Source organism: Nonomuraea ceibae (assembly GCF_019396325.1).
Taxonomy (GTDB): Bacteria; Actinomycetota; Actinomycetes; order Streptosporangiales; family Streptosporangiaceae; genus Nonomuraea; species Nonomuraea ceibae.
This window is the reverse complement of record NZ_JAHKRO010000065.1, coordinates 29,911-54,337: the sequence shown is the minus strand read 5'-3', so window position 1 is coordinate 54,337 and position 24,427 is coordinate 29,911. Positions and strand designations below refer to the sequence as shown.

Below are 24,427 nucleotides of genomic sequence, written 5' to 3'. Positions count from 1 at the left end.
GGGGGGGCGGCGACGGCCGCCGCGTCGGTGACGTCCCCGGCGGCGACGCGTACGCCGTCGTCCGCCGGGCCGGTGTAGCGGGACGGGTCGCGGACGACCGCGGTGACCTGGTGCCCGCGCCCGCGCGCCTCGGCGACCGCCTGCCTGCCCGCCCTGCCGCCCGCCCCGAAGATCACATACTTGCTCATGGCCGGAATACCTCCCGTTGCGTGGATGCTCCGGGAAAGGTAGCCGCAGCCGCGGTTACCTTCTGGATACCGCGCGACCGGCCGACAGGCGGGAGAGACCGTGACGCATCGCCTACCGCTGCCCCGGGACATGTTCGACGAGCTGTGCCCGTCCTCGCTGCTGCCGTTCCGGTTCGGCGACAAGTGGGCGGCCCTGGTCATGCGCTGCCTGGAGGACGGCCCGCGCCGCTTCTCCGAGCTGCGTGTGCCGCTGCACCGCGTCACCCCGAAGGTGCTCACGCAGTCGCTGCGCGGGCTGGAGCGGGACGGGTTCGTCTCGCGCACCGTGCACGAGGGGCCGAGGCCGGCGGTGGAGTACGCGCTGACGCCGCTGGGGCGCAGCATGCTGGAGCCGTTGTACGCCGCGTGCGCGTGGGCGGCCGAGCACTGGGACGAGCTGCTCGACGCCCGGGAGCGGCACCCGGCCCCGTGACCCCGCCGGCGGCTCGCCGGTCGTGATTATCACCGAGCGTGACCGGACCGGCTGGTAGCGTCGCTGCCGTGGCTCGGTTCAAGGGCTTGCCCGGCGGCGACGGATGGCGGCGCGCGATGACCGCCGCGGCCGTCGTCCTGCTGATCGCCGTCGTCCTGTCCATCGCCGCGATCGCGATCCTGCTCCAGACCGCCGGGCTCGACTGAACGTCGCCGGATTCGCCCCTGTCGTGCGGAGGTGTCGCTCCCCTAAGGTTTGCGGCATGAAAACCATTACTCTGAGTAGTTGGATAACTACTCTAAGACATGATGTTCCGGCATCACTGGTGGTGTTCCTCGTCGCCGTGCCCCTTTCGCTCGGCGTCGCCATGGCGGCCGGGGCGCCGCTCGCCTCCGGCCTGATCGCCGCCGCGGCGGGCGGGATCGTCGCCGGCTGGCTCGGCGGATCGGCCGTCCAGGTGAGCGGGCCGACGGCGAGCCTCACGCTGGTGATCGCCGGGCTGGTGCAGACCTACGGCTGGCGCGCCACCTGCTTCATCACCATCCTCGCCGGGCTGCTCCAGCTCGTCCTGGGGGCGTTCAAGGCGGCGCGCGCCGCGCTGGCCGTCTCCCCCGCCGTCGTGCACGGCATGCTGACCGGCGTCGGCATCATCATCGCCGTGGCGCAGCTCCGCGTCGTGCTGGGCGGCGACCCGCAGCACTCCACCTGGGCCAACCTGGTCGAGCTGCCCGGCCAGATCATCGACGCGCACGGCCACAAGGTCATGGTGGGCGTGCTCACCATCACCGTGCTGCTGCTCTGGGGCCGCGCGCCCAAGCACGTCCGGGCGGTCCCGGCGCCGCTGGCGGCGCTGCTCGTGGCCGCGGGCACGGCGTGGGCGTTCGGCTGGGACGTCACCCGCATCGACCTCACCGGCGCCGTCACCTCGTGGCAGCCGCCGCAGATCCCGCAGGGCGAGTGGCAGCTCGTCGCGGTCGGGGTGCTCCTGGTCGCCCTGCTGGCCGGGGCCGAGTCGCTGCTGTGCTGCGTGGCCACCGACGCCACGCACACCGGCCCGCGCGCCGACCTCGACAGGGAGCTGTCCGGCCAGGGCGCGGCGAACGTCGTCAGCGGCCTGCTCGGCGGCCTCCCGGTGGCCGGGGTGATCGTGCGCAGCACGACGAACGTGCGCGCGGGCGCGCGCAGCCGCTGGTCCGCCGTCCTGCACGGCGTCTGGGTGCTGCTCTTCGCGCTCTGCCTGGGCTGGACCATCAAGCTCATCCCCATGGAGGCGCTGGCGGCGCTGCTCGTCTTCATCGGCATCCGGACGATCAGCCTGGGCCACATCAGGAAGGTGCACGGCCACAACGAGGTGCCCGTCTACCTGGTGACCATGCTCGTCGTGGTCGGCGTCGGGCTGGCCGAGGGCGTCGTCGCCGGGCTCGGCCTGGCGGCGCTGCTGGCGCTGCGGCGGCTCACCCGCGTGACCGTGGACAAGCGGCCCGCGCCGGACGGCCGCCTGCACGCGACGATCTCCGGCTCGCTCACCTTCCTCGGCGTGCCGCGCCTGACGCAGGAGCTGCGCGCCATCCCGGCCGGCACAGCCGTGGAGCTGGACCTGAACATCGACTTCATGGACTACGCCGCCTTCGAGGCGCTGCACTCCTGGCGGCTGGACCACGAACGGCTCGGCGGCACGATCACCATCGACGAGCTCCACGACGAGTGGTACACGATGGCGGCCAGCGGGGCCCGCATGTTCCCGGCCAAGAGCCCGCCCCGGGCGGCCCACCACTGGTGGCTGCCGTGGGCGCACCACCGCCGCCTCCCGGCCGTCGCGGCGGCCGGGCAGTGCCGGCTCACGCAGGGGGCCGACGAGTTCCACCAGCACCGGGCGCCGCTGATGCGGTCCATCTTCACCGAGCTGGCCCGCGCCCAGCAGCCGACGCACCTGTTCATCACCTGCGCCGACTCGCGGGTGGTGCCCAGCCTGATCACCTCCAGCGGCCCCGGCGACCTGTTCACCGTGCGCAACCTGGGCAACCTGGTGCCGCGCGCGGGCTCGGACCTGGGCGACAACTCGGTGGCGGCGGCCATCGAGTACGCCACCCGCGTCCTGGACGTGCGGACGATCACGGTGTGCGGGCACTCCGGCTGCGCGGCGATGGTGGCGCTGCTCACCGGCCAGCGCGACCGGCCCGACCTGCCGGAGCTGGACCGCTGGCTGCGGCACGGCGATCCGAGCCTGGCCAGACTAGGCCCGCCGGGCGACGGCGAGCCGCCGCCCGGCGACACGCTCGACAGGCTCTGCCGGCTGAACATCCAGCAGCAGCTGGAGAACCTGCGGACCTACCGCGGCATCGCCGAGCGGGTCGAGGCGGGGCAGCTGGAGCTGGTGGGGCTCTACTTCGACATCGCCTCGGCGCGGGTGCACGTGGTGCCGCCCGCGCCCTCGGCGCCCTCGGTGCCCGAGCTCAGCCAGGGCTGACCGCAGGAGGTCACCGTGCCGCGCCCGGCGCGGTGACCTTCCGGTCGCGGCGGGGTCAGGCGCTCCAGGCTCCCGCCTGGGCGGCCTCCTTGACGTACGCGGCGAAGGAGCGCGGTTCGCGGCCGAGCGCGCGCCGTACGCCGTCGCTGACGTGCTCACCGGCGCCGTCGCGGATCCGGACGAGGAGTTCGGTCACCAGGTCCGCGGCCTCGGCCGGCAGCCCCTGGCCGGTCAGCGCGGCGGTGAACCCGGCCGGCTCCAGGGGCGTGTAGCGGATCTCCCGCCCGGTGGCCTCGGCGATCAGCTCGACGGCGGTGCGGAACGACAGCGCCTCCGGCCCGGACAGCTCGTAGATCTCGCCCGCGTGACCGTCGCCGGTGAGCGCGGCGGCCGCGACGTCGGCGATGTCGCCGGCGTCGACGAACGCCTCGCGCCCCTCGCCGGTCGGCAGCGCCAGCTCCCCCGCCAGGATCGGCTCCAGGAACAGGTCCTCGCTGAAGTTCTGCGCGAACCAGGCCGGGCGCAGGATCGTCCACTCCAGGCCCGTCGCGCGCACGGCGCGCTCGACCGGCTCCTGGTACGACTCGGCCGCGCCGGCCGGGCCGCGCGCCGACAGCAGCACGACCCGGCGGACGCCGCTCTCGGCCGCCGCGCCGGCGAACTCCGCCACGGTGGCGACCGGGACGGACTCGTGCATCGGGACGAGATAGAGCGCGCCCGCCCCGGCCAGCGCGGGCCGCCAGGTGTCACGGTCGGCGAGGTCGAAGGCGGGACTGCCGGAGCGGGAGGCCGCGCGGACGGGAAGGCCGAGCCGGTCGAGCCGGGCGGCGACACGGCGGCCGGTCTTGCCCCGGGCGCCGATCACGAGAATGGGTGAAACGGACATGCGGCCAGCACATCAGAGGCTCAGGGAGACGATCCATGGCCATCTGTCTCCGTCATATGTGAGATCGTCTCAGCATGGATCTGCTGGAGGACTATCTCGCGGGCGTCCGGGCGCAGGGCGCGGTCTTCTGCCAGTCGGTCGCCGAGCCGCCGTGGGCGGTGCGGTTCACCGATCCGGCGCCGCTGGCGCTGGGCGCGATGCTGCGCGGCGAGTCCTGGATCGTGCGTGCCGGCCTGCCGCCCGTCCGGGTCCGCGAGCGCGGCGTGGTGCTGGTGCGCGGCCTGCGGCCGTTCACCGTGGCCGACCGGCCGGACACCGAGCCCCAGGTGGTGATCGACGGCGCCGACCGGTGCTGGACCACGGCCGGCGGCCCGCAGGCGGCCGGGGCCGAGCTGCTGCTCGGGCCGCGCACGTACGGGTTCAGCGCCGACGGGTCCGACCTGTTCGTCACCGCCGAGTACCCACTGCGCGGCGACGTGTCCGAGCGCCTGCTCAAGGCGCTGCCCGAGGTGGCCGTCATCCCGGCGGAGCCGCAGTTCGCGCCGCTGCTCGACCTGCTGGCCGCCGAGATCGGCGGCCAGGAGCCCGGCCAGCAGGTCATCCTGGACCGGCTGCTCGACCTGCTGCTGGTGCGGGCGCTGCGGGCGTGGTTCGCCCAGCCGGGCGTCGACGCCCCGCCCGGCTACCGGGCCCTGGCCGACCCCCGGATCGGGCGGGCGCTGCGGCTGATGCACGAGCAGCCCGCCCGCCCGTGGACGGTGGCGGCCCTGGGCGCGGAGGTGGGGATGTCGCGGGCGGTGTTCGCCCGGCGCTTCGCCGAGCTGGTCGGGCAGCCGCCGCTGGTCTACCTGCGGGAGTGGCGCATGACGGCCGCCGCCGACCTGCTGCGCGTGCCCGGCGCCACCGTGACCGCCGTGGCCAGGCGGGTCGGCTACGCCGACGGGTTCGCGTTCAGCACCGCTTTCAAGCGGGTACGCGGCGTGCCCCCGAGTGCGCTGACCCGCTGAGCCTGGCCGCCTGCATGGCGCTCAGCCGCCGCACGTACAGCGCGGTGACGACCGCCGCCGGCACCGCCAGCAGGTGCGTGACGAGGATGGCCCAGCCGATCGGCTCCAGGTCGTACAGGTGGTACGACTCGTCGTCCAGCTCGTACTCCACGTCCCCCTGGCGGAAGAACTCCGTCCACGGCAGCCAGAAGACGGGCCAGGTCAGGAAGGTGGCCAGCCACACGGCCCACCAGGCGTGCAGGAGCCCGGCGGGGGCCATCGCCCGGTCGTGCCGGGGCGGGCTGGAGGCGTGCCAGACGTCGTCGGCGATCTGCTTGGGCAGCACCAGGCCGGCCAGCGGGACGAACCAGCCGTACACGGCCATGGCCGGGCGGTAGCGCAGCCTGCCGGGCGCGAGCCGTTCGGCGACCGCCCGCACCCGCGCGAACCAGAGCAGCCAGCACACCACGAGCGGCGCGCCGAGGACGGCCTGGACGACCATCAGCGGGATGGCGACCTCCTCGACGGGGTCGCGGATCTCCTCGTACGCCTCCAGCAGGCCGATCTGCTCGGCGTGCTCGCCGACCGTGAGCTGGTGGATCGCCGCGACCCCCGAGACCAGCGCGAACAGGGCCAGCAGGACGTACACGGCGATCTCGTACCCGGTGGCCGGGTACAGCGGGCGGCCGCCGCGCAGGTGCCGCCGCTCGTTGACGAGCAACGGCGGCCCGGCCACCGGGCCGGGCGGCGGCGGGGGCGCCGGCTGTTCGAGCGCGGTCAGCGCCAGGGTCCGGCGATCGGCGATGACCTGGGTGAGCGTCTCGGGCAGCCAGCGCACCGGGCCGGGGCCGTCACCGGCGGAGGCGAGGCCGGACAGCCGGTCCAGCACCTGCTCCAGGCCCGGCCGGGCGGCGGGGTCCTTGGCCAGGCAGGCCGCGACCAGCCCGGCCAGCGGGGCGGGCACCCCGGTCAGGTCGGGGTCGCCGTGCACCACCCGGTAGACGATCGCGTGGACGGGGCCGTCGCCGAACGGGCCCCGGCCGGTGGCGGCGTAGGCCAGCACGCAACCGAGCGAGAACACGTCCGAGGCCGGCCCGACCGGCTGGGCCGTGGCCTGCTCGGGCGACATGAACGCGGCGGTGCCCAGCACGGCGGCCGTCTGGGTCTGGCTGGTGGCGTCCAGCGCGCGGGCGATCCCGAAGTCGATCAGGCGGGGCCCGTCCTCGGCGAGGATGACGTTGGCCGGTTTGAGGTCGCGGTGCACGACCTCGCAGGCGTGCACGGCGGCGAGCCCTTCGGCCAGCCCGGCCCCCAGCACCGCGACCGACTCCAGCGGGAGCGGCCCGTGCTCGTCGACCGCCTGGTGCAGCGAGGGGCCGGGGATGTAGGCGGTGGCCAGCCACGGCGGGTCGGCGTCGGCGCCGGCGTCGACGACCTGGGCGGTGTAGAAGCCGCCGACCTTGCGGGCGGCCTCCACCTCGGCGGCGAAACGGCGCCGGAAGTGCGCGTTGTCGGCCAGCTGCGGGCGCACCGCCTTGACCGCCACCAGCCGCCCGCCGGGAGAGCGGCCCAGGAACACCTGGCCCATCCCGCCCCCGCCGAGCCGCGCGCGCAGCCGGTAGGGGCCGATCTGGGTCGGGTCGCCGTCGCGCAGGGGATGAGGCATGACACCGCTTCCGCGTAGAGATCGTCGCCGGGTCGGTGTCATGATGCCAAAACGCCGGACTCCGGGCAGGCGAAACCGGATCGGCGCAAGAGGGATGTGCGGCAAGATGATCACGTCGCCGTGAAGGAGGCCGCTTGCTCGCTTTCGCCTGCGCCGGGTGCGGGGCCGTGCTGACCGCGAAGGTGTCGCGGGTGGAGCTTCCCGACCACGCCGGGCAGAAGTACGGCCACGACCTGGTGCCCGCTCTCCTGGAGCCGGGCACGTACACGGTCGATCCCGGGAACGGGCGGCCGGGGCGGCCGGAGACGCCCGAGGAGGAAGGCGGCGTCCGGCTGCTGACCCTCCACCTCGACGGCCCGCCAAACAGGATCGGGCTCGCGCCGGGAGACGTCCGCGGCACGGTCGTGCTGACCGACCGGCTGGGCGGCTGCTGCTGCGGCTGGGACGGCCGGTACGGCCCGAACCTGGCGTGCGCGGGCTGCGGCGGCGCGGTGGCGACCCGGGTCGACGACTGCGGCCACTGGCAGGTGGTGTGGCTGGAGCCGGACGCCGTGCGTCCGGTCGCCGTCGAGGGGCCCGTCCAGCGGGTGATGGACTGGACGGAGCTGCCGGGCACGCCGCCCGTCGAGCCGGCCGGGTGCTGGAGCCCGGTGTGGGAGGCGGCGATCGCGGCGGCGCTGGCCCACCTCATGGTGGCCTCGGAAGGGCGGCGGGTGACCGTGCCCGACGGGCCGGTCGCCCGGGCGTTCCGGCCGGCGATCGACGGCCTGCTCCCCCGGGGCCTGCCGGAACGGCGTCTCGCCCTGGCCGGGCCCGGCGTGCCCGAGCCGGTCGCGGACCTGGCCCTGGTGCCCCGGCATCCGCAGACCGGCGCGGTGTGGCCGGGCGCGACGGCGGCGGCGGTGCCGCTGGCGGCCGGGGTGTGGGCGCGCCTGGCGTTCGCCGACGACCGGCGGCTCCTGCTCGCCTCGCCCCGGATGCCCGACGGCGTCCGGCGCGACGACCCGCCCCCGCCGCTCCCGCACCTGCCCTTCCGGCCGGACGGGAGGGTGTTCGCCGGGACGCTGGAGCGGCTGGGGGCGACCCGGGAGCCGTGGCTGCGCCGGATCCACGACCGGGTGAGGGACGCCCCCTTCGAGCCCCCGTTCGGGTAGCCGGCGGGCGCTGCCGTCGCGCCGGAACGTGCTGGTCGTGGCCGTGGCGGGTGCTAACGTACCTGGGTCCGCCGTCGTCCCTGGAGTGTGCATGAGCGACCGTCTCACCGCCTCGATGATCAGCCGGGCGGCCGAGCGGTTGCGCCCCGTGACCAGCCGCACGGCGCTGGAGCCCAACGAGCGGCTGTCCGGCCTGGTGGGCGGCCGGGTGCTGCTCAAGCGCGAGGACGCGCAGGTCTGCCGCTCCTACAAGGTGCGCGGCGCGTTCAACCTGATCGCCTCGCTCACGGAGGAGGAGCGGCGGCGCGGCGTCGTCTGCGCGAGCGCGGGCAACCACGGGCAGGGCGTCGCGTTCGCCTGCGCGCGGCTGGGCATCCACGGCCGCGTGTACGTCCCGTCGACCACGCCGAGGCAGAAGCGCGAGCGCATCGCGGCGCTCGGCGGCGACCGGGTGGAGGTCGTGGTGGGCGGCGGCACGTACGACGAGGCGAGCGACGCCGCGCACGCCGACAGCGACCGTGGCGGGGCCGTCTACGTGCACCCGTTCGACGACGTGCGGACGATGGCGGGGCAGGGCACGGTCGGCCTGGAGATCCTGGAGCAGTGCGGCGAGCCGCCGGGCACCGTGGTGGTCCCGGTCGGCGGCGGCGGCCTGATCAGCGGCATCGCCGTCTGGCTGCGCGAGCACGCGCCCGCCACCCGCATCGTCGGCGCCGAGCCGGCGGGCGCGGCCAGCATGCGGGCCGCGCTGCGGCACGGCGGGCCGATCGCGCTGCCGGAGCTCGACACGTTCGTGGACGGCGCCGCCGTCGGCAGGGCCGGCGAGGCCACGTTCCCGCTGGTCAAAGAGCTGGTGGACGAGGTCGTCGCGGTCGACGAGGGCGCGGTGTGCACGGAGATGCTGGACCTCTACCAGTCCGACGGCATCATCGCCGAGCCCGCAGGGGCGCTCGCGGGCGCGGCGGCGCGCGAAGTGCTGCCGTACGCGCCCGAAGGCCCCGTCGTGTGCGTGGTGTCGGGCGGCAATAACGACGTCAGCCGCTACAACGAGGTGCTGGAGCGCTCGCTCGTCCACATCGGGCTGCGCCACTACTTCCTGGTGACGTTCCCGCAGCGGCCCGGGGCCCTGCGCCACTTCCTGGACGAGGTCCTGGGCGAGGGCGAGGACATCATCGCCTTCGAGTACGTCAAGAAGAACAACCGCGAGACCGGTCCGGCGCTCGTCGGCATCGAGCTGGAGCGGGCGGGTGACCTGGACAGCCTGCTGGCCCGGATGAAGGCCGGTCCGCTCACGGTCGAGCGCATCCCGCCGGGCTCGCCGCTGTTCACCTTCCTCCTGTGAGGCGGGGGCCGCAGATGCCGAGGGCCCTGCCGATCAGGGCGGGATCCTCGGCGGTGTCGAGCAGCGCCATCGCGTAGTCGGCGCGGGAGAGCTGCGCCGCGCCGCCCGTGGCGTTGGCCTCGAAGTCGACGTGCACGCGCCCGGCGGGCGGCTTGTCGTTGAGCATGGTGGCGCGGGCGATGCTCCAGTCGAGGCCGCTGACCTGCAGCATGCCCTCGGCGCGGGCGAGGTCGGCGTACGCCTCGCGGAAGATCAGCCAGGCGAGCGTGACTGCGAGGCGGGGCCTGGTGGCGGGGATGGAGCGGCTGCTCGTCATCACCACCCGCCGGACGCCGTGCTCGCGCATGGCGGTGATGAGGGTGGCGGCGATCCGGCTGCCGCCGACCGCGGCGATGACGGCGTCCTGTCCCTGTACGGCCCGGCGTACGGCGTCGAGGTCGTGCGCGTCGCCCTGGTGCACGCCGGCCAGCTCGGCGGTGCCGGTGAGGAGTTCGGGGCGGCGGGCGAAGGCGGTGATCTCGTGTCCGCGCCGGACGCCCTGGGTCAGCACGTGCTTGCCGGTCCGGCCCGTCGCGCCGATGACCATGATCTTCATGATGATGCCTCCTTCTATATGGCAGTTTGCACTATAGCGATACTCATGGGCTATAGTGCAAACTGCACTAAGAAAAAGGAGAGTCATGGCACGACGTCCCGACCTGGTCGGCCTGACCGTGCTGGCCATGCTGTCGGTACGTCCCGCCCACCCGTACGAGCTGCACCGGTTCATCCTCGACACGCACAAGGACTACGTGACGGGGCTGCCGCGCAGCCTCTACCACGCGGTCGACAAGCTGGCCGGCGAGGAGCTGATCGTTCCCGTGGAGACCAGCCGCGAGGGCCGCCGGCCCGAGCGGACCATCTACGAGATCACCGGGGAGGGCCGCCAGGAGCTGGCGACCCGGCTCCGGGCGCTGCTGGAGAACCCGGGCGGCGAGCGCCGCGTCTTCACCGCGGCCGTCTCGCTCATCGGCGTCCTGCCGGTGCCCGAGGCGCTGCAGTCGCTGCGCACCCGGGCGGCGGCGCTCGAAGGGAGCGTCACCGCGCTCAACGGCCACCTGAAGGCGCTGCGCGACAGCGGCCTGCCCGACGTGCTGGCGCTGGAGCTGGACTACGAGCGGGCGCTGACCGAGACCGAGCTGGCCTGGGTCAGGCAGCTCATCGGCCGGCTGGAGTCGGGCGAGCTCGGCTGGTCCGACGCCTCCCGGCTCGACCAGCTCGACAAGGTGCTCGGCCAGCCATGACCAGAGGGCTGCCAGGGTGCGCCAACACCCCGGCAGCCGGACCACCGACAAGGCGCCTGCCCTGCCTGGAGTCGCATCCCCAGGATAGGCGCCGCGACCATGAGGAGTTGCGCCATGTCCGCCGACGCGGAGATCGTCACCATGCTCACCCGTCTCGCCGGCGCCTGGAACGCCGGCGACGCCGCCGCCTACGCCGCCCTCTTCACCGAGGACGCCGACTACATCACGTTCGCCGGCACCCACAGCAGGGGCCGGGAGGAGATCGAGTCCTCGCACCGGTGGCTGTTCGAGGGGCCGCTGAAGGGCTCCACCATGCCCGTCCCGGGCGACGTCCTGGTCAAGCCGCTGGCCGACGGCGCCGTGCTGGTGATCGCGCGGGGCGGCACCAGCGTCGGCGGCGACCTGCGCGACTCGGTCGTCAGCTTCACCGCCGTGCGCACCGCCGAAGGCTGGCGCTTCGCCTCCTTCCAGAACACCCGGGTGGCGTCATGACGAAGAAGACGCTGCTCGCCGAGGTGGCCGGGGTCGTCGAGGCGCCCGTCGCCACCGTGTGGGCCGCCGTGGCCGACGAGCTGCTGCCCGACGGCAGGCGCACCGGCCGCTTCACCGTCCAGGACGCGCCCGGTCACACCACCACCGTGGAGGTGCGGGACCGCACCCTCGCCTTCCAGGGCGGCTGGTGGTACCGGGGCGAGTGGAGCGTCGAGCCGCACCCGCAGGGGGCGCTGCTCGTGCACCGCGTCTTCAACGTGGCGCGGGTGGCCCGCTGGGCCGTGCCGCCGGCCAACCGCATGTTCGTCGGCTTCGCCGCCGCGACGCGGACGGCCTTCCTGGACGCGCTCGCCCGGACGGGACGCCGCCTGGGCTGCCCCACCCGCCCGGCCTGACCGCGTACGCCGCCCGCCCCGGTCAGCGGGCGGGCGGCGCCGCGACGACCGGCCGGTTCGCCAGCGGGCTCGAGAAGATCATCGTGCTCGACGGCTTCCCGTAGACGGCCAGCCGGTCGATCAGCGCCTCGAACGCCGCCATCGACGGGACCGCGATCTTGAGGATGCTGCACACGTCGCCGGTGACGCGGTGGATCTCCCGGATCTCCGGCCAGGCGGCCACCTCGGGGTCCCGCAGCACGCACGTCGGCCCGTAGCAGGTGAGCTGCACGAACGCGGCCACCTCCCAGCCGACCCGGCCCGGGTCCACCGTCGCGTGGTAGCCGGTGATCACCCCGGTCTCCTCCAGCCGCCGGATCCGCTCGGCCACGGCCGGCGGCGACAGGTGGACGCGGCGCGACAGCTCGTTGAAGGAGAGCCTCGCGTTCTCCTGGAGCTCGCGCAGCAGCTCCCAATCCATGGCGTCCATCACACGCTCTTTCGTTCACAAGGTGACCTGGCGGATATCCGTACCGAATATAAGGCCGGAGCCGGGAACGGCCATTTCATCGGCATTCCGTCACCCGGTGCCGCCTCGGCATCATGAGAGGACCGACAAAGCGAGAGGAGTGCCGCAATGCCACGCGTACGTCCGGTCTCAGCCGGTGAACGGGCCGAGCGGGCCAGGGCCGGGGGCGGGCTGCCGACCCTCGACTTCGAGCAGGAGACCCCGTACGACTCCTACGTCGGCACCGGCGCCCTCCTCGACCTGCAGCGGCCGCTCAGCGACGCGCCGGGCGAGATGTCGTTCCTGGTGATCACGCAGGTGATGGAGCTGTACTTCAAGCTCATCGCCCACGAGCTGCGCGGCGCCCAGGAGTCGCTGCGCGCAGACCGGGTGCCGGACGCCGTCGCCGCGCTGCGCCGCACCGGCCTGCACCTGGAAGGGCTGAACGGGAGCTGGCGCGGGCTGAGCTGGATGACGCCGTCGGACTTCAACCGCTTCCGCGACCTGCTCGGCGAGGCGTCAGGGCTGCAGTCGAGCATGTACCGGCTGGTGGAGTTCAGGCTCGGGCTGAAGAGCGAGGCGCTGCTGCGGCCGTTCAGGCGCAGCCCCGGCGGGCAGGCGCTGCGGCGGGCGTTCGCCGAGCCGAGCCTGTGGGACGACACCGTCGCGCTGCTCGCCCGGCACGGCCACGACCTGCCCGCCGGCGTGCTCGGCCGCGACCACGCCGCCGAGTACGAGCCGCACGAGGCCGTCGAGCGCGCCTGGGTGGCGGTCTACCGCGACGAGTCCCCCGCCAACCTGCTCAGGTCGCTCGGCGACGCGCTGACCGAGGTCGCCGAGCGGTTCGGCGACTGGCGCTACCAGCACGTGGCGGCGGTGCGCAGGTCGATGGGCGCCAAGCCGGGCAGCGGGGGCTCCAACGGGCTGGCCTGGCTGGAGCGCAGCATGACCCGCGTGGTCTTCCCCGAGCTCTGGTCGGCCCGCACCCACATGTAGACCGGAGGGGATCTTCCGTTCGGCGGGCCGAGCGTCTAACGTCCGGAACGGCCGCGGGCCGCCCGTGCCCGGCCGGTCCGTGAGGAGAACCGCTCGTGCAACTCATGCGCATCGGCGCGCCCGGCGCCGAGAAGCCCGTCGTCCGCGTGGACGACGCCCACTACGTCGACGTCTCCGATGTCACGCCCGACTTCGACGAGCGGTTCTTCGGCTCCGGCCGCATCGCCCTGCTGCCCGAACGGGTCGCCACCGGCGAGCGCCGGCCGTTCGCCGGGGAGCGGATCGGCGCGCCGATCGCCCGGCCGCACCAGATCCTGTGCATCGGCCTCAACTACGCCGACCACGCCGCCGAGGCCGGGCTGCCGGTGCCGGACGAGCCGATCCTGTTCACCAAGTCGCCCAACACCCTCGTCGGACCCCACGACGACGTGCGCATCCCGCGCGGGTCCACCAAGACCGACTGGGAGGTCGAGCTGGGCGTCGTCATCGGCCGCCGCACCTCCTACCTGGACTCGCCGGACGGGGCCCGCGACGCCATCGCCGGCTACTGCGTGGTCAACGACGTGAGCGAGCGCGCCTTCCAGATGGAACGCGGCGGCCAGTGGTCCAAGGGCAAGTCCGCCGAGACGTTCAACCCGGCCGGGCCGTGGCTGGTCACCCCGGACGAGATCCCCGACGTGCGCGACCTCGGCCTGTGGCTGGACGTCAACGGGGTACGGCGGCAGACCGGCTCCACCAAGACGATGATCTTCGACCCCTACGTGATCGTGCACCATCTGAGCCAGTTCATGGTGCTGGAGCCCGGCGACCTGATCAACACCGGCACCCCGCCCGGCGTCGGCATGGGCCGCGACCCGCAGGTCTGGCTGCGGCCGGGGGACGTCGTCGAGCTGGGCATCGACCGCCTGGGCCGCCAGCGTCAGCGCGTCGTCGGACCCCGGTAGTGCGGGCGCTCGTCCTGACCGGGCCGGGCCGGGCCGAGGTCCAGGAGGTCGAGCCGCCCGCCGCCATGCCCGGCGAGGTGGTGGTGGACGTCGAGCGGGCCGGCGTGTGCGGCACGGACGCCGAGCTGTTCAGCGGCCGGATGAGCTACCTGCGCACCGGCCGGTCCCGGTATCCGCTGCGTCCCGGCCACGAGTGGTGCGGCCGGGTGAGCGCGACCGGCGACGGCGTCGACCCGGCCTGGCTGGGGCGGCGCGTCACCGGCGACACGATGCTCGGCTGCGGCCGGTGCGCGCGCTGCCTGGCGGGCCGCCACCACGTGTGCGCGGACGTGGCGGAGCTCGGGATCAGCCGGGGCCGCCCCGGCGCGCTCGCCGAGCAGGTCGCGGTGCCCGTCACGGCGCTGCACCCGCTGCCCGGCGCCGTGGACCCGGCGGCGGGGGCGCTGGCCGAGCCGGGCGGCAACGCGCTGCGGGCCGTCCGCGCCGCCGCGCTGGAGCCGGGCGAGCGGCTGCTGGTGCTGGGCACGGGGACGATCGGCCTGCTCGTGGCGCTGTTCGCGCGGGCCAGGGGCATCGGCGTCCACCTGATGGGGCGCGACGAGGACTCCCTGGAGCCCGCCCGGCGGCTCGGCTTCGACCGCCTCTGGACCCGGGAGTCGCTGCCGCCGGCGCCCTGGGACGCCGTCGTCGACGCCTCCAACGCGGCCGGGCTGCCCGCTCTCGCGGCGCGGCTCGCCGAACCCGGCCGGCGCGTCGTCTGCATCGGCCTGTCCGGCAGCCCGTCCACGCTCGACACGCGGGACCTGGTGCTCAGGGACGTCACCGTCGTCGGCGTCCTCGGCGGGTCCGCCGGGCTGGCGGGAGCCGTCGCCGCCTACGCCGACGGCTCCGTGGACCCCCGCCCGCTCGTGGCCGCCACCGTCGGGCTCGACGAGACGGCCGGGGTGCTCGCGGGGCGGCGTCCGGCCGGGGCCGGGCCCGGGCCGAAGGTGCACATCGACCCCCGGCGCGTCAGGGGCGGGTGAGCGCCCGCTGCGTCAGGCCGTCGAGCCGGGCGCGGGCGGCGCGGACGAGGGGCCGGTCGGCCTCCACGTCCGTGACCGTCATGGACGGCAGCGGCAGGGCGGGCAGGGGCAGCACCGGGGTGAGCGTGAGCGGGACGCCGCCGACCTTGGCGCGCAGCCGGGACACGTACAGGACGACGCCGCCCGACAGGCTCAGCCGGGCGAAGCGCTGCCGGGTGGCCCGGCCGGGGCCGCCGGTCCAGTGCAGGCCGTCGGTGATCTCGACGGCGGACATGGACAGCTTGAGCCGGGCGCCCGCCGGTCGGCGCACCACCTCGATCCGCGCGCCGTGCACGGTCAGCCGCGCGGCCGTGAGGCCGGACCGAGCGGGCTCGGCGGGCTCAGCGGGTGTGGCGGGGTGCGGGAGGGCGAGGGCGAAGGCCACGGGGACGGCGGCGAGGGCCCGCAGCGGGTCACGCGCCGGACGCTCCCGGCGCGCGGCGGGGGTCCAGGCGCACAGCAGGGCGCCGCCGGTGAGCCCGGCGAGCATGCCGACGCCGAAGCCGCCGAAGTTGGACGTGACGAAGGACCCCAGCGACAGCGCGATGGCGGTGATCCCGAGGAACACCCGCTGCCCGAGCTGCCACCAGCTCAGCAGCCCGGCGGCGACGAGGAGCAGCCCGGCCAGGTAGCCGGAGATCCCGGCGACGCCCTGCCGGACGAGGAGCGGGAGCGGGGCGAGCGGCGCGAGCAGGATGACGGCCCCACCGGCGATCACCCACAGCCCTCCCCAGAAGGGACGGCTGCGGCGCCACCGGCGGAATCGGATCATGATCAGAAGCACTCGTGGTCGCCGGGCAGAAAGCTCAGCCGCAGCCCGTTGAGCCGGAAGGTGCCCGCGTTGACGGCGTAGGCGGTCTGCCGCAGGCCGGTGATGCGCACGGTGCCGGCCCGCTGGCCGATGTCGCCCCGGCGGCCGGTCCGCCCGGCGGGGGCGCCGAGGGTGGCGGCGTCGACGCCGATCTCGATGTCGCCGAACTCGGCGTCGCCGGAGAGCTGGTGCAGGTCGATGACCAGGTTCGTGACCTCCACGGGCCGCTCGCCGTCGCCCGCCCTGACCAGGAACGTGACGGGCCCGGCGGGGGTGCGGACGAGCGCGGACTGGCACAGGCCGGTGATCCGCGCCCTGCCGATCACCGAGACGAGGACCGGCCGCTGCCCGGCGGTGGTCGCGGCCACGTCGCCGTACTGGGCGAACCCCTCCCCCACGAGCCGGTCCGCCGACACCTTGAACCGCTCGCCCGACAGCGCGAAGGACGCCGCCACGCCGCCCGTGCCGGTCAGGCCGACGAGGAGCGCGGCCGCCGCCAGCGCGGGGACGAGCACGGCGGCGAAGCGGCGCCACCGGGTGCCGCCCGCCGGGCCGGGCACCGGCTCACCTGACATCACGCCCCGCCTCCGCTCAGGTGCGGTGTGGTCGCCGGAACGGGCGAACCGGCACGCCACAGTATAGAGACCCATCGCACACAATTGACTACTCTCGGCGACACTGGCCAGATTTCCAAAGCCCACCACACCATCCCTTAACGGGAGGCATCACCGTCACCAGGGAGGAACACGAACAGTCGCTATTCGGTCACGTACGGCTGTGGTGCCATGGGGGCGCGGACGAGCGGAAGGGTGACGGAATGAGCGCAGGCGGGAACGGGCAGGCGTGGCCGCGCCAGGCGGTGGCGATCGTGGGCGTGGGGTGCCGGCTCCCCGGCGGCATCCGCGACCTCGACGGACTGTGGCAGGCGCTGCTGCGCGGCGACGATCTGGTCGGCACCGTGCCGCCGGACCGCTTCGAGGCCGACCGGTACGTCGACGAGTCCATCCCTCGCCTCGACCGCAGCTACACGCGGGCCGGCGGCTTCCTCGACGACGTCACCGGCTTCGACGCCGCCTACTTCGGGATCTCCCCCAAGGAGGCCGCCTCGATGGACCCGCAGCAGCGGCTGCTGCTGGAGATGGCGGCCGAGGCGTTCGACGACGCCGGCATCGACCCGGCCCGCCTGGCGGGCGGCGACACGGGCGTGTTCGTCGGCGTCTCCGACCCGTCGTACGGGGTGCTGCAGGCGCTCGAACCCGGCGGGATGGGCCCGTACACGATGTCCGGCATGGCGCTGTCGATCGCCGCGAACCGGCTGTCGCACGCGTTCGACCTGCGCGGGCCCAGCATGAGCATCGACACCGCGTGCTCGTCGGCGCTGCAGGCGGTCGAACGGGCCTGCCGGGCGCTGGCGGACGGCTCCGCCAGCACGGCGCTGGCCGGCGGCGTGAACGTGCTCCTCAACCCGATGGGGTTCATCGGGTTCAGCCAGGCGGCGATGCTGTCGCCGACCGGGCGGTGCCGGGCGTTCTCGGCCGACGCCGACGGGTTCGTCCGGGCCGAGGGCGGCGGCGTGGTCGTGCTCAAGCTGCTGGACGACGCGCTCGCCGACGGCGACCGGGTGCACGGCGTCATCGTCGGCGCCGCCGCCAACAACGACGGCCGCACGATGGGGCTGGCGCTGCCGAGCACCGAGGCGCAGGAGGCGCTGCTGCGCCAGGTGTACTGGAAGGCCGGCGTCGACCCCGACGAGGTCGCGTACGTGGAGGCCCACGGCACCGGCACGCAGGCCGGCGACCCCGCCGAGTGCGGCGCGCTGGGACGGGCGCTCGGCACGGCCCGGTCGAGCGGCCCGCTGCCGATCGGCTCGGTCAAGACGAACCTCGGCCACCTGGAGCCCGCCTCCGGCATGCCGGGGCTGTTCAAGGCGCTGCTCGTGCTGCGGCACCGGACGATCCCGGCGTCCCTGCACGCCTCGGTGCCGAACCCCGCCATCGACTTCGACGGGCTCGGGCTGAGCATCGTCACCGAGCCGCGCCCGCTGCCCGAGACGGGCGGGCGGACGGTGGTGGGGGTGAACTCGTTCGGGTTCGGCGGCGCGAACGTGCACGTGGCCGTCGCCGCGCCGCCGTCGGTGGGGTCGTCGTCGGAGGGGGCGTCCGGGGTGCCGGGGCGGGTGGAGGGGGCCGTCCCGATGCCCGTCGTCGTGTCCGCGCGCTCCGGCGGCGCGCTGACGGAGGCCGTCGCGCGCGCCGCCGCGCACCTGGAGACGGTAGGCGCGGACGGCTTCTACGACGTCGCCTACACCGCCGCGCGCCGCCGCGGCCTGCACCGGCACCGCGCCGTCGTGCTCGCCGCCTCCCCCGCGGAGGCGGCGGGCGGCCTGTCCAGGCTGTACGCGACCGGGGACGAGACCCGGACGGGCGCATCGGCGCCCAAGGCGGTCACCGGCGAGGCCGTGGAGCACGGCCGGGTCGCCCTGGTGTTCTGCGGCAACGGGTCGCAGTGGGCCGGGATGGGCGCCGACCTGCTCGGCGAACCCGCGTTCCGGCAGGCCGTCGAGGCCGTCGACGGCGAGCTGGCCGACCGGCTCGGCTGGTCGGTGCTGCGCGAGCTGGAGCTGCCGCCGGACCGGTGGCGGCTGTCGGCGACCGAGGTGGCCCAGCCGCTGCTGTTCGCGGTGCAGGCCGGGGTGGCGGCGATGCTGGAGGCGGCGGGCGTACGGGCCGGGGCGGTGCTGGGGCACAGCGTCGGCGAGGTCGCCGCCGCGTACACCTCAGGCGCGCTGTCGGCCGCCCAGGCCGCGCGGGTGATCGCCGCCCGCGGGCTGGCGCAGTCGGCGACGCGCGGCCAGGGCCGGATGGCGGCCGTCGGGCTGCCCGAGGCCGAGGCCCGGCAGCTCCTCGCCGGCTACCCCGGCGTGGAGGTCGCCGCCGTCAACACCGCCCGGGACGTGACCGTCGCCGGGCCCCAGGGGGCGCTCAAGCTGCTGGGCGAGGACCTGGCGGCGCGCGAGGTCTTCTACCGCGAGCTGGACGTGGAGTATCCGTTCCACAGCGCCGCCATGGACGCCGTACGCGAACCGCTCTGCGCGGCGCTGGAGGGGCTGCGGCCGTCTCGGGCGCGGATCCCCATGGTGTCGACGGTCTCGGGCGAGACGCTGACCGGCGAGGAGCTCGATGCCACGTACTGGTGGCAGAACGTACGGCGGCCCGTGCGGTTCGCGGAGGCGGTGGACCGGGTGCTCGCCGACGGGTACGACGTGCTGGTGGAGGTCGGGCCCCACCCGGTGCTCCGCTCCTACCTGCGCCGCCTCTCCGCCGCCGCCCACACCCGCACCGCCCTCATCCCCACCCTCCACCGCCCCCCTGCAACCGACCCCGCACCCGACACCCCGCAGCCCCCCGCGAACGGCGCGGAGGACACCCCTTCCGTGGGAGCGGACCAGTCCCCGGCGGGTCCCGCGAACGAGGCCCCGGGTGACGGCGGCACGGAAGACGCCACCACGGACAGCGCGGAAGACGCCCCGGCGAGCAGCGCGGAAGACGCGCCTGATCCCGGGACGGAGGGCGCCCCCCCGAACGGCGCGCACCCCGCTCCGGCGGACGGCCCGGGGGAAACCCTCGCCACGGATGCTCCGGTGGGGGTGGCAGCCGGGGCTGTGGTGGCCGGGGGGCCGGCGGCGGTCGGGGCGGCGGTGGCGGGGGTCGTGGCGGCCGGGGGTGAGATCGACTGGGACCGGTACTTCCCGCGCCCCGGCGTGGTGCGGTCGCTGCCCGCCTACCCGTGGCAGCGGCAGCGCCACTGGACCGGTGGCCCGCTGAGCTGGGCGCGCTCCATCGGCGACCCGGCGATCGTGCACCCGCTGCTGGGCCAGCGGCTGCCGACGCTCGAACCGTCCTGGTACGGGGAGATCGACCAGGTACGCGTGCCGTGGGTGAACGACCACCGGGCGGCCGGGGCCGCCGTGATGCCCGCGACCGGCTACCTGGAGATGGCGCTGGCCGCCGGGCGGCACGCGATCCCGGAGGCGGCCGACGCGGTCGAGATCGACCGGGCGAGCATCACCCGCGCCCTGGTGGTGCCGCCCCCGAGCGGGGAGCCGGTCTGCGTGCAGACGTCGCTGTCCGCAGAGACGGGCATGATCACCGTGTCGAGCACGAATCGGCGCGGGCAGCATTCGCGCGAGCACTTCCGGGCGCGGGTGCGGCCGCTGCTGCGTACCGCCCCGCCGCCGCTCGACCTGGCCGAGCTGCGCGCCCGCGTCGCCGAGCCCGTCGACGTGCCCGCCTACTACGCGCGGGCGGCCGAGGGGCGGATGGCGTGGGGGCCGACGTTCCGGGTGCTCACGGGGCTGTGGCGGGCGCCGGGTGAGGTGCTGGGCGCGTACACCTGCCCGGACCAGCAGGACGAGCGCTACGAGGCACACCCGGTGCTGCTCGACAGCGCCCTCCAGGCGGGCGTGCTGTGGCTGGTCGACCTGCTGGTGGACGGCACCGGCTACATGCCCGCGGCGATCGGCGCCGTCCGCGTGTGGGGCAGGCCGGACCCGGAGGGCTTCCTGCACGTACGGGAACGTTCCAGCAGCCTGGAGGAGGTGTGCTGGGACATCACGATCACCGGGACGGACGGCCGGGTGGCGGCCGAGATGGACGGCGTCCGGCTGCGCCGCATGCCGGGCACCCACACGACCCGGCCCGAGCGCTACCACGTCGAGCTGCGCGCGGCCCCCCGCCCCACCGACCCCGCCGCCGCCTGGCCGGGCCCCTCTCCGGCCGCGCTGCTCGCCGGCGCGGCCGACCGGCTGGCCGAAGCGCGCTCGGCCTGGCGGGACCTGCGCTATCCGGCGTACGCGGCCCTCCTGGAGGAGACCTCCGCCCACGCCCTCGCCGCGGCGCTGGCGGCCTTGACCACCGGCGAAGCCGAACCGGCCGCCGAGAACGTACCGGCGGCCGAGAGCGCGCCGGGCGCCGAGAGCGCGTCGCCGACCGGGAGCCGGCCGACCGGCGCGAGCCGGCCGGGCGGCGGAGGGCTGGACGTGGAGGGGCTGATCGGTGTGTGCCGGGAGCCACGGCATCGGGAGCTGGTGCGGGCGGCGTTGCCGCTGCTGGAGCGGTACGGGGTGCTGGAGCGGCACGGCGACGGGAGCGTACGCCTGGTCGGGGGTGCGCCGGACCTGCGGAGGCTGGTAGAGGCGGGGGCGGCGTTCCCGGCGCAGACGGCGCTGGCGGTGCGGGCCGCGACGCGGCTGCGGGAGGTGCTGGCCGGGGAGGTCGAGGCGGCCGACGTGCTCGGCGCGGACGGGGCCGCCGACCTGCTGGAGCAGTATCACGACATCGGGCCGGTGAGCCTGTTCGCGAACCGGATCGCGCGGGCGCTGGTCGAGCAGGTCGTCCAGGGGTGGCCGGTGGATCGGCCGCTGCGCGTGCTGGAGGTGGGGGCGGGCACCGGCGGCACCACGGCGGCGCTGCTGCCGGTCCTGCCGGTCGACCGGACCCGCTACACCGTCACCGACGTGGCGGAACCGGCGCTGGCCCGGCTGCGGCAGCGGCTGTCCGGGGCGGACGTCGTCGACTTCGGGCTGCTCGACCTGGACGTGGACCCGGGCGAGCAGGGGTATGCGGAAGGCGCGTTCGACCTGGTGGTGGCGGGCGGGTGCCTGCATGCGGCCCGGGACGTGGCCGGGGCGCTGCGCGGGCTGGGGCGGCTGCTCGCGCCCGGCGGGAAGCTGCTTGCGGCGGTGCCGCACCGGGAGGGGCCGCCGTTGCCGCTGCCGGAGCTGACGCCGGAGTTCCGGGACGCGCCGCCGGACGCGCCGACGCGGTCCGCGCGGCAGTGGACGGAGCTGCTGACCGAGGCGGGCTACGCCGATGTGGTGCGGGCCGGGCCCGAGGAGGACCCTGACGTGGGCGGCTTCTCGGTGCTGCTCGCGACCTCCCCCGCCGGCGCGTCCGCGGACCGGGCGGCGCTGCCTGACGGCGGGGCTGAGGGCACCTGGGTCCTCATCGCGGAGGATGCCGGCGACCCGGTGGTCGCCGAGCTCGCGGCGCTGCTGCGGGAGCGCGGCGGCCAGGCGGTGGTGGCCCCTCCCGGCGACGACGCCGCCGTGTGGGCCGCCCACGCCTCCACAGCCGACAGGATCACGTACGCCCTGATCCTGGGAGAGCCTGCCGAACCGGACACCCCCGCGCCCTCAGACGCCACCGAGCCGCGGTCAGCCACCACACCCCCGGAGGTCGGCGAGCCGCTGGAGGCCGCCGGGCGGGCCGAGGGTGGCGGGGCGCTGGGCGTCGGCGTGCCGCATGAGGTTGTGGGGCGGGTCGTACGGCGGGCGGGGGTGCTTCGGGGGCTGGCGGTGGCCTGTGAGGAGCTGCCGCAGAGCCTGCCGGTGCGGTTGTGGCTGGTGGCCCGGCCGTGCGGGGCGCTGCCTGAGCCGGAGGGCGGGGAGGTGCACGCGGAGGACGCGGCCACGTGGGGGACGGTGCGGTCGCTGGGGAACGAGCAGCCGCGGCTGGACGCCCGGCGGGTGTGCCTGCACCGGGGCGGCGACGCGCGCCGGGACGCGGAGCGGCTGGCGGCGGAGCTGCTGGAGCCGGGCGACGACGACGAGATCCTCCTGGCGCGGGCGGGGCGGTTCACGCCTCGGCTGGTGCGGTCGGCGCCGCCGGCCGTGCGGGCGGCCGCAGGGGACGCGTACCGGCTGGCGGTGCGGGATCCGGGGCTGGCGTACGAGCTCGTGTGGGAGCGGACCGCGCGGCCGGAGCCGGGCCCGGGGCAGGCGCTGGTCGAGGTGGGGGCGATCGGGCTGAACTACCGGGACGTCATGTTCGCGGTGGGCCTGCTGCCGTCGGAGGCCGTGGAGGCCGTGTTCGGCGGGCACGAGCTGGGCCTGGAGTGCGCCGGGACGGTCGTGGCCGTGGGGCCGGGCGTGACGCGGTTGCGCCCGGGGGACCGGGTGGCGGCGGCCGGGCCGGTGGGGTTCGGCAGCCATGCGGTGATCGAGGAGTGGACGGCCATCCGCATCGCGGACGGGCTCGGCTTCGCCGGGGCGGCCACGCTGCCGATGCCGTACTCGACCGTTCATCACGCGCTGCATCACTGCGCGAGGATCCGGGCGGGTGAGACGGTGCTGGTGCACGGCGGCGCGGGCGGGGTCGGGCTGGCGGCGCTGGAGTACGCGCGGGCGGCCGGGGCGCACGTGATCGCGACGGCGGGCAGCGAGGCCAAGCGGGACCTGCTGCGGGCGCTGGGGGCGGCGCACGTGCTGGACTCGCGAAGCCTGCGCTTCGCCGAGCAGGTGCGGGAGCTGACCCGCGGGCGGGGCGTGGACATCGTGCTGAACTCGCTGGCCGGGGAGGCCGTGAGCCGGAGCCTGGAGTGCCTGCGGCACGGCGGGCGCTTCGTCGAGCTGGGCAAGCGCGACATCTACGAGAGCCGGCATCTGGCGCTGCGGCCGTTCGGGGACAACATCGCGTTCTACGGCGTGGACGTGGGCACGCTCATGTGGAAGGACCCGGCGCTGATGGCCGAGCACATGGCGACGCTCCTGACGGTGACGGACATGCGTCCGCTGCCGCACACGGTGTTCCCGGCGGAGCGCGTGGCGGACGCGTTCGCGCTCATGCGGCATTCCCGGCACATCGGGAAGGTCGTGGTCTCGCTGGATCCGCGGGACGAACCCGGCCTGGTGCGCTTCCGTACCGCCGTGCGGCGGGGCTCGGGCACGTACCTGATCACGGGTGGCCTGAGCGGGTTCGGCGCGGAGACCGCGCGGCGCCTGGCGGGGGCGGGGGTGCGGCGGCTGGCGCTGGTCAGCAGGCGCGGCGCGGCCACGCCGGAGGCGGACGCACTGCTGGAGGAGCTGCGCGGGCTCGGCGCGGAGGCCACGGCGCACGCGGCCGACGTCGCCGACCGCGACGCCGTGGCCCGCGTGCTGCGCGAGCTCGACGAGGCCGGGCACCCGGTGCGCGGCGTCGTGCACGCCGCCATGACGCTCGACGACGCCGCGCTCGCGGACCTGTCCGACGACCGGTTCCGGGAGGTCCTGCGGCCGAAGATCGCCGGCGCGCTGGTGCTGGACGAGCTCACGGCGGGGCTGCCGCTGGAGGCGTTCGTGCTGTACTCGTCGCTGACGACGATCGGCAACATCGGGCAGTCGCCGTACGTGTCGGCGAACCTGTTCCTGGAGGCGCTGGCCAGGCGGCGGCGGGCCCGGGGCCTGCCCGCGCTCGCGGTGTGCCTGGGCGCGCTGGCCGGCACCGGCGTGCTGGCGCACGGCACCCAGGCGGAGGCGCTGGCCAGGCTCGGCATCGGCTCCATGGACCCGGCCGTGGCGCTGGCCGCCGTGGACGACATGCTGGCCGACGGCTCCGACGTGGCCGTGATCGGCCGCTGCGACTGGGCCAGGCTGCGCCAGGCGCTCCCGGGGCTGCGGCGGCCGTGGCTGTCGGCGGTGCTGCCGCCCGGCGCCGACCAGGCCCCCGACGTCGAGGACCTGCTGGGGAAGCTGGCCCTGATGGACGCCGAGGAGGCGCACGCGTACGTCGTCGAGCAGATCACCGAGCTGCTGTCGTCGGTGCTGCTGGTCCCGGCCGCCGACATCGACCCGGACCGGCGGCTGGACGAGTACGGCCTCGACTCGCTCATGGCCACGCAGCTCCTGCTGTCGATGCGGCACGCGTTCGCGGTGGACATCCCGCCGATGGAGCTGATCCGCGGGGCCGGGACCGTCAGCGACATCGCCCGCACGGTGCTCCTCCACCTGGGGCTGCAGGCCTCGCGCCCGGCTTCCTGA

General features: G+C 75.3%; 20 protein-coding genes. 13 read left to right on the top strand and 7 right to left on the bottom strand.

Annotation, left to right across the window (positions count from 1 at the left end):
* A partial coding sequence (locus KME80_RS31605) for an NAD(P)H-binding protein (protein WP_219510136.1) occupies positions 1-188 on the bottom strand: 188 nt, incomplete at its 3' end.
* 100 nt (positions 189-288) lie between these two features.
* Between KME80_RS31605 and KME80_RS31600 the strand changes: the two genes are divergently transcribed.
* From KME80_RS31600 to KME80_RS31590, 3 genes are all read left to right on the top strand, one after another.
* Entirely contained in the window at positions 289-660 is a 372-nt protein-coding gene (locus KME80_RS31600; protein ID WP_219510135.1) for a winged helix-turn-helix transcriptional regulator, read from the top strand.
* Positions 661-728: 68 nt separating this feature from the next.
* Entirely contained in the window at positions 729-866 is a 138-nt protein-coding gene (locus KME80_RS31595; RefSeq protein WP_219510134.1) for a hypothetical protein, read from the top strand.
* Between the two features lie 56 nt (positions 867-922).
* Entirely contained in the window at positions 923-3,127 is a 2,205-nt protein-coding gene (locus tag KME80_RS31590; RefSeq protein ID WP_219510133.1) for a bifunctional SulP family inorganic anion transporter/carbonic anhydrase, read from the top strand.
* A 55-nt stretch (positions 3,128-3,182) separates the two neighbouring features.
* On the opposite strand, the gene KME80_RS31585 is transcribed toward KME80_RS31590, so the two are convergent.
* Positions 3,183-4,013, bottom strand: coding sequence for an NAD(P)H-binding protein (locus tag KME80_RS31585; protein WP_219510131.1), 831 nt, complete (start codon positions 4,011-4,013; stop codon positions 3,183-3,185).
* Between the two features lie 74 nt (positions 4,014-4,087).
* Here KME80_RS31585 and KME80_RS31580 point away from each other — a divergent pair, with 74 nt between their 5' ends.
* Positions 4,088-5,020 carry an AraC family transcriptional regulator gene (locus tag KME80_RS31580; protein ID WP_219510130.1) on the top strand — a complete coding sequence of 311 codons (933 nt, stop codon included), beginning with the start codon at positions 4,088-4,090 and terminating at the stop codon, positions 5,018-5,020.
* On the opposite strand, the gene KME80_RS31575 is transcribed toward KME80_RS31580, so the two are convergent.
* Positions 4,977-6,665: a protein kinase domain-containing protein gene (locus KME80_RS31575; RefSeq protein WP_219510129.1), complete on the bottom strand. Its 1,689-nt coding sequence runs from the start codon at positions 6,663-6,665 to the stop codon at positions 4,977-4,979. The two genes, KME80_RS31580 and KME80_RS31575, sit on opposite strands and share 44 nt — an antisense overlap.
* Positions 6,666-6,799: 134 nt before the next feature.
* Between KME80_RS31575 and KME80_RS31570 the strand changes: the two genes are divergently transcribed.
* Positions 6,800-7,819 (top strand): hypothetical protein, encoded by a 1,020-nt coding sequence (locus KME80_RS31570; RefSeq protein ID WP_219510128.1) that lies wholly within the window; start codon positions 6,800-6,802, stop codon positions 7,817-7,819.
* Positions 7,820-7,910: 91 nt separating this feature from the next.
* The gene (gene ilvA / locus KME80_RS31565) at positions 7,911-9,161 is read left to right on the top strand and encodes a threonine ammonia-lyase IlvA (protein ID WP_219510127.1); all 1,251 of its coding nucleotides are present in this window, start codon (positions 7,911-7,913) and stop codon (positions 9,159-9,161) included.
* On the opposite strand, the gene KME80_RS31560 is transcribed toward ilvA, so the two are convergent.
* Complete coding sequence (locus tag KME80_RS31560; protein WP_219510126.1) at positions 9,145-9,756, bottom strand: NAD(P)-dependent oxidoreductase; 612 nt, start codon at positions 9,754-9,756, stop codon at positions 9,145-9,147. The two genes, ilvA and KME80_RS31560, sit on opposite strands and share 17 nt — an antisense overlap.
* Before the next feature lie 85 nt (positions 9,757-9,841).
* Here KME80_RS31560 and KME80_RS31555 point away from each other — a divergent pair, with 85 nt between their 5' ends.
* From KME80_RS31555 to KME80_RS31545, 3 genes are all read left to right on the top strand, one after another.
* Entirely contained in the window at positions 9,842-10,444 is a 603-nt protein-coding gene (locus KME80_RS31555; protein WP_219510125.1) for a PadR family transcriptional regulator, read from the top strand.
* Positions 10,445-10,558: 114 nt separating this feature from the next.
* A complete protein-coding gene (locus KME80_RS31550) occupies positions 10,559-10,936 on the top strand; it encodes an SgcJ/EcaC family oxidoreductase (protein ID WP_219510124.1) in 378 nt (125 codons plus the stop codon).
* Positions 10,933-11,331 (top strand): hypothetical protein, encoded by a 399-nt coding sequence (locus tag KME80_RS31545; protein ID WP_219510123.1) that lies wholly within the window; start codon positions 10,933-10,935, stop codon positions 11,329-11,331. The genes KME80_RS31550 and KME80_RS31545 overlap by 4 nt, the downstream gene beginning before the upstream one ends.
* Before the next feature lie 22 nt (positions 11,332-11,353).
* On the opposite strand, the gene KME80_RS31540 is transcribed toward KME80_RS31545, so the two are convergent.
* Complete coding sequence (locus tag KME80_RS31540; protein ID WP_219510122.1) at positions 11,354-11,800, bottom strand: Lrp/AsnC family transcriptional regulator; 447 nt, start codon at positions 11,798-11,800, stop codon at positions 11,354-11,356.
* A 147-nt stretch (positions 11,801-11,947) separates the two neighbouring features.
* Between KME80_RS31540 and KME80_RS31535 the strand changes: the two genes are divergently transcribed.
* The 3 genes from KME80_RS31535 (at position 11,948) to KME80_RS31525 (ending at position 14,783) form a co-directional block, all read left to right on the top strand.
* Positions 11,948-12,814, top strand: coding sequence for a tryptophan 2,3-dioxygenase (locus tag KME80_RS31535; protein ID WP_219510121.1), 867 nt, complete (start codon positions 11,948-11,950; stop codon positions 12,812-12,814).
* Between the two features lie 95 nt (positions 12,815-12,909).
* On the top strand, positions 12,910-13,758 hold the full coding sequence (locus KME80_RS31530) for a fumarylacetoacetate hydrolase family protein (protein WP_219510120.1): 849 nt from the start codon (positions 12,910-12,912) through the stop codon (positions 13,756-13,758).
* Entirely contained in the window at positions 13,758-14,783 is a 1,026-nt protein-coding gene (locus KME80_RS31525) for a zinc-dependent alcohol dehydrogenase (protein WP_219510119.1), read from the top strand. Before KME80_RS31530 ends, KME80_RS31525 begins: the two co-directional genes overlap by 1 nt.
* Here KME80_RS31525 and KME80_RS31520 read toward each other — a convergent pair.
* The gene (locus KME80_RS31520) at positions 14,770-15,594 is read right to left on the bottom strand and encodes a DUF6114 domain-containing protein (protein ID WP_219510118.1); all 825 of its coding nucleotides are present in this window, start codon (positions 15,592-15,594) and stop codon (positions 14,770-14,772) included. The genes KME80_RS31525 and KME80_RS31520 overlap by 14 nt on opposite strands.
* Positions 15,595-15,596: 2 nt before the next feature.
* Positions 15,597-16,208 (bottom strand): DUF6230 family protein, encoded by a 612-nt coding sequence (locus tag KME80_RS31515; RefSeq protein ID WP_219510117.1) that lies wholly within the window; start codon positions 16,206-16,208, stop codon positions 15,597-15,599.
* A gap of 242 nt (positions 16,209-16,450) precedes the next feature.
* Here KME80_RS31515 and KME80_RS31510 point away from each other — a divergent pair, with 242 nt between their 5' ends.
* Positions 16,451-24,427: a type I polyketide synthase gene (locus tag KME80_RS31510; RefSeq protein WP_219510116.1), complete on the top strand. Its 7,977-nt coding sequence runs from the start codon at positions 16,451-16,453 to the stop codon at positions 24,425-24,427.